4 protein-coding genes and 1 pseudogene are annotated in these 5,045 nt (G+C 75.4%); 1 reads left to right on the top strand and 4 read right to left on the bottom strand.

Annotated features, from left to right (window positions below; genetic code table 11):
- Both KUM32_RS44095 and KUM32_RS31705 read right to left on the bottom strand, forming a co-directional pair.
- Window positions 1–157 (bottom strand): annotated as a pseudogene (locus tag KUM32_RS44095) (aminoglycoside phosphotransferase family protein); the annotation flags it as partial.
- A gap of 178 nt (window positions 158–335) precedes the next feature.
- On the bottom strand, window positions 336–518 hold the full coding sequence (locus tag KUM32_RS31705; RefSeq protein WP_217145404.1) for a hypothetical protein: 183 nt from the start codon (window positions 516–518) through the stop codon (window positions 336–338).
- Between the two features lie 589 nt (window positions 519–1,107).
- Between KUM32_RS31705 and KUM32_RS31700 the strand changes: the two genes are divergently transcribed.
- Window positions 1,108–2,577, top strand: a complete 1,470-nt coding sequence (locus KUM32_RS31700) for a serine/threonine-protein kinase (protein ID WP_217145403.1) — start codon at window positions 1,108–1,110, stop codon at window positions 2,575–2,577.
- Between the two features lie 335 nt (window positions 2,578–2,912).
- Here KUM32_RS31700 and KUM32_RS31695 read toward each other — a convergent pair whose 3' ends face one another.
- Window positions 2,913–3,731, bottom strand: a complete 819-nt coding sequence (locus tag KUM32_RS31695) for an RNA methyltransferase (protein ID WP_217145402.1) — start codon at window positions 3,729–3,731, stop codon at window positions 2,913–2,915.
- A 1-nt stretch (window position 3,732) separates the two neighbouring features.
- Entirely contained in the window at window positions 3,733–4,965 is a 1,233-nt protein-coding gene (gene cobA / locus KUM32_RS31690; RefSeq protein ID WP_217145401.1) for a uroporphyrinogen-III C-methyltransferase, read from the bottom strand.
- Between the last annotated feature and the right edge of the window lie 80 nt (window positions 4,966–5,045).

The following is a 5,045-nucleotide window of genomic DNA, read 5'->3' as shown; positions in this document are numbered from 1 at the left end:
GGGCGTGGGCCTTGGCGACGATGCCGTCGTGCCGGACGACGGTGGCGTCGGGGCGGTCGGCGAGGGTTGCCGCGCCGCAGGGGCAGTCGCCGGGGCGGGCGTGGGCCGTTTCCCTGACGTGGAAGGTCAGCGCGGTCAGCAGGGAGTCCGTGGTCACGGAGGTGAGGGTACGCAGGGCCCGGCCCGCCCGCCCCCGTCGGCTCTCAGGACAGAGCAATGCCGGCGCAGCTCCCCAGCTGCGCCGGCATTTTGCCGTCCGCCGCACCCCCGTCCCCACGGGGTTTCATGGATGGATGTCCCCGCCCGGACCGCTCTTCCGGGCCTGGGGTCGCCGCTCAGCGCCCCAGCATCACACCCACGGACGACGCCTGTGTGGCCACTGTCTCCCACCCGTCGAAGACGAGGAGGAGCAAGGCCGCCAGGGGAAGGGCCATGACCGTCGCCACCAAGGGGTGGCGACGTCCCTGACGGCGGTCTGCGGGGGTGCGGACCGGGGTCCGCGATACCGTCTGGGCCATGGTCCCTCTCCTGACCGTTCGTGTTGTCCTGGGCGGCGGCGGGCGTCCGATCTCGGGGGACGAGTTCCGCACCCGCCGCCTGACCTCAAATCTAGGCCTCGGGCCCTCTCCGGACGTCATGCCCTCGTACCCATTGCCGGGCCTCCCGGAGGATGAGCCATGACCTGCGGTGTACTCCCCTGGGTGGAGACCGGGTCCCGCGTCTCGGGGTCATCCCGGAGGGGCCGTCCGGCGTGACCCGGTTTCTCCGGGCTGTCCGGTGACTTCGCTCACTCCGCGGCTTCCCCGCGCACCGCTGTCGCCGCCCGGCGTCCCGCCCCGTCCGTCGCCGTCGGCGTGGCCGCGAGCCGTGCCGCCCGCCTTCCCGTCCGGCTCCGCACGGTCGTCCGCGCCCTGCCCAATCCCCCGCGCGGGAGGGCCGGTTGGGATCTTCCGTGGAGCGTGGCGGGTCCGCTCCCGCGTCGGTCGGCCTGCCCTCAACTCTCCCGGCCCGCACCGACAATCCGTCGCCCCGAGAGGGCGCGGCCTATGAGCGCGGGCGGCCGTGGAAACGTAAGCTGTGGCTCGTCACAGGGACCGGGCAGCGGGGATGAACATGGCGATGATGCGCCTGAGGCGCGAGGACCCGCGCGTCGTCGGCTCGTTCAGGCTTCACAGGCGGCTCGGCGCGGGTGGGATGGGCGTGGTCTACCTGGGTTCCGACAAGAAGGGACAGCGGGTCGCGCTGAAGGTCATCCGGCCGGACCTGGCGGAGGATCAGGAGTTCCGGTCCCGGTTCGCCCGCGAGGTCTCGGCGGCCCGCCGCATCCGCGGCGGCTGCACCGCGCGGCTGGTCGCGGCGGACCTGGAGGCGGACCGGCCCTGGTTCGCCACGCAGTACGTGCCCGGCCCCTCCCTGCACGACAAGGTCGTCGACGGGGGCCCGCTGGGCGCGGCGGACGTCGCCGCCGTCGGCGCCGCCCTGTCCGAGGGGCTGGTCGCCGTGCACGAGGCCGGGGTGGTGCACCGGGACCTGAAGCCGTCGAACATCCTGCTGTCCCCGAAGGGGCCGCGGATCATCGACTTCGGCATCGCCTGGGCGACGGGCGCCTCGACGCTCACCCACGTCGGCACCGCGGTCGGCTCCCCCGGGTTCCTCGCGCCGGAGCAGGTGCGCGGCGCGGCGGTCACCCCGGCCACGGACGTCTTCTCGCTCGGGGCCACACTGGCGTACGCCTCGATGGGCGACTCGCCCTTCGGGCACGGCAGTTCCGAGGTGATGCTGTACCGCGTGGTGCACGAGGAGGCCCAGCTGCACGGCGTGCCCGACGCCCTGGCACCGCTCGTACGGGCGTGCCTGGCCAAGGACCCCGAGGAGCGCCCCAGCACGCTGCAGCTGTCGTTGCGGCTCAAGGAGATCGCCACCCGGGAGTCCCAGGGCCTGTCCGACGTACGGCCGCCGGCGCCGCGCAGCGCGGAGGCGGACCGGCCCACGGGACGGCTCGCCGACACCTACCCGGAGCGTGCCCAGCGGCGTCCGCAGGGACAGCAGGGCGCGCCGGCCACCCCCGCGCCGCGGAGCGCGCCCGGCTCCCGGGGCCCGGCAGCCGGACGCGGCTCCGCCCCGTCGCGCGGCGGCGCGCCCTCGCGCAACGGGTCCCCCGCACGGGGTGGCAGTGCCTCGCGCGGCGGCGGTACGGGCGCCCGGTCCCGGCCGCGGCCCACGCCCGCCCCCCGCAGCACCACCGGCCGGAACGGCTCCCGCAACGACGGCGGTGGCCGGCCCGCGCCGCGCGGCGGTACCGGCCGTACGGCACCGAGGTCCACGGGGGGCGGCTGGCGACGGCCCGCCAACCCGCGGCTGCTGCGGCAGCGCCTGTTCGTGTTCGTGGTCGTGACGCTGCTGGTCGCGCTGGGCATCGCCGCCGCGCAGGGCTGCCAGGGGCCGTCGCGGGGCCTCGGCGACCACCGGGACGGTGTGCGGACGCAACAGCGGGAACAGGTGGACGTACGGAGCGACGCACCGGGGCGGCAGACGTTCGGGGCGCAGGCGGGGGACGGCCTCCCGGTCGGCCGGTGAGGGGCGCGTCGATCCGGTGGACGGCCGGGGTAGGTCCGTCGGCCCGGCGGGCGAGTGGTGGGTCCGTCACACCCGGTGGACGGCTGGACGGGTGGCAGGTCCCTCGCCCCGGTGGACGGCCGGGCTAGGTGAGCCCGCCGGCCGGGTGGGCGACCGGGTGCGGAGGTTCGTCAGCCGGTGGACGGCTGGGTGGACAGGCCCGTCGGTGCGCGGGTAAGCCCGTTCGGCAGGCTGGGCGACCGAGACGGCGGACGGCCGCCGGGGGTGGCCCGCCCGTCCGGGGCGAGCCCGTCCCCGCGGCGGACATCGGCCCGGCGGACGGTCGGGTGGCCGGTCTACGCCGAGGGGCGTCCCGTCGCCACCGCGTAGAAGGCGACCGCTGCCGCCGCGCCCACGTTGAGGGAGTCGACGCCGTGGGACATCGGGATGCGGACCCACTCGTCGGAGGCGGCCAGGGCCCGCCGGGTCAGGCCGTCGCCCTCGGCGCCCAGCATGAGGGCCACCCGGTCCATGCGGTGCGGGGCGGCCTCGTCGAGGGCCTTGGCCCGCTCGTCGGGGGTGAGGGCGAGGAGCGTGAAGCCGGCCTCGCGGACCGCCTCCAGGCCGGCGGGCCAGGTGTCGAGGCGGGCGTAGGGCACGGAGAAGACCGCGCCCATCGAGACCTTCACGCTGCGCCGGTACAGGGGGTCCGCGCAGTCCGGGGAGAGCAGGACCGCGTCCATGCCGAGTGCGGCGGCGGAACGGAAGATCGCGCCGATGTTGGTGTGGTCGTTGACCGACTCCATGACGACGACGCGGCGGGCGGTGCGCAGCAGATCGGTCGCCGTGGGGAGCGGCTTGCGCTGCATGGAGGCGAGCGCGCCGCGGTGCACGTGGTAGCCGGTGACCCGTTCGGCGAGCGCGGGATCGACGACGTACACCGGGGCGGGCGCCTCGTCGATGACGTCGCGCATGGTGTCGACCCACTTGGCGGAGAGCAGCATCGAGCGCATCGCGTAACCCGCTTCTCCGGCCCGCCTGATGACCTTCTCGCCCTCGGCGATGAACAGGCCCTCGGCGGGTTCGCGCCGGCGGCGCAGCTCGACGTCGGTCAGCCCGGTGTAGTCGTGCAGGCGCGGGTCGTCGGGGTCCTCGACGGTGATGAGGTCGGCCATGTCACACCGCCCCGTGCGGGCCGACGTGCACGACCTCGCCGACGACGATGACGGCGGGGGGCTTGACCTCCTGCGCGACGACCGTCTCGGCGACCGTGGCGAGGGTCGCGTCGACCCGGCGCTGGGCGGCCGTCGTGCCTTCCTGGACGAGGGCGACCGGCGTGTCGGGGGACTTGCCGTGCGCCACGAGCGTCTCGGCGATCCGGCCGATCTTGTCGACGCCCATCAGGATGACGAGTGTGCCGGTGAGCTTGGCGAGGGAGGGCCAGTCGACCAGGGAACGCTCGTCGTCGGGGGCGACGTGTCCGCTGACCACGGTGAACTCGTGGGCGACGCCCCGGTGGGTGACCGGGATGCCGGCCGCGCCGGGGACCGAGACGGAACTGGAGATGCCGGGAACGACGGTGCAGGGGACGCCCGCCTCGGCCAGCGCCTGCGCCTCCTCCATGCCCCGGCCGAAGACGAAGGGGTCGCCGCCCTTGAGCCGCACGACCGCCTTGCCCTGCTTGGCGTGCTCGATCAGCGCGTTGTTGATGGCCTCCTGGGCCATGAAGCGGCCGTACGGGATCTTCGCCGCGTCGATGACCTCGACGTGCGGCGGCAGCTCGGCGAGCAGGTCGCGGGGGCCGAGCCGGTCGGCGATGACGACGTCGGCCTCGGCGAGCAGGCGCCGCCCGCGGACGGTGATCAGGTCCGGGTCGCCGGGGCCGCCGCCGACCAGCGCGACGCCGGCGGTGCGGGTGCGGTGGTGCGGGGCGACGAGGGTGCCGTCGCGCAGGCCCTCCACGACCGCGTCGCGGATGGCGGCGGTGTGGCGGGGGTCGCGGCCGCGCGCGTCGGTGGTGAGCACGGCGACGGTGACGCCCTCGCTGTGGCCGGTCGCCGGGGTCCAGGCCGTCGCACGGTCGGCGTCGTCGGCGCGGACGCACCACACGCGGTGCCGTTCGGCCTCGGCGGAGGCGGCGGTGTTGGCCTCGGTGTCGCTGGTGGCGATCAGGGCGTACCAGGCGTCCGCGAGGTCGCCGTCCGCGTATGCGCGCTTCTCCCAGGCGATCTCGCCCGCGTCCGCCATGGCCTCGACCGAGGGGGTCGCCTCGGGGGAGACGAGACGGATGTCCGCGCCGGCCGCGATGAGGGCGGGCAGGCGGCGCTGGGCGACCTGGCCCCCGCCGAGGACGACCACGCGTCGGCCGGCGAGGCGGAGGCCTACGGGGTAGGCGGGGTGTTCGGCCATGAGGGTGGGCTCCTCGTCCTGGCGATGCGGTGGGCGCTGCGGCTCTGGAGCGGCCCTGACGTGCGGATTCTATGAGACCG

The organism is Streptomyces sp. AC627_RSS907 (assembly GCF_019049165.1).
The sequence above is the reverse complement of the archived record's forward strand: the minus strand, read 5'-3'. Positions and strand labels throughout refer to the sequence as shown.

Bases quoted from the DNA above. Each gene is read 5' to 3' on its own strand.
- KUM32_RS31705 (WP_217145404.1), bottom strand. From the start codon at position 518: ATGGCCCAGACGGTATCGCGGACCCCGGTCCGCACCCCCGCAGACCGC.
- KUM32_RS31700 (WP_217145403.1), top strand. From the start codon at position 1,108: ATGAACATGGCGATGATGCGCCTGAGGCGCGAGGACCCGCGCGTCGTC.
- KUM32_RS31695 (WP_217145402.1), bottom strand. From the start codon at position 3,731: ATGGCCGACCTCATCACCGTCGAGGACCCCGACGACCCGCGCCTGCAC.
- cobA (WP_217145401.1), bottom strand. From the start codon at position 4,965: ATGGCCGAACACCCCGCCTACCCCGTAGGCCTCCGCCTCGCCGGCCGA.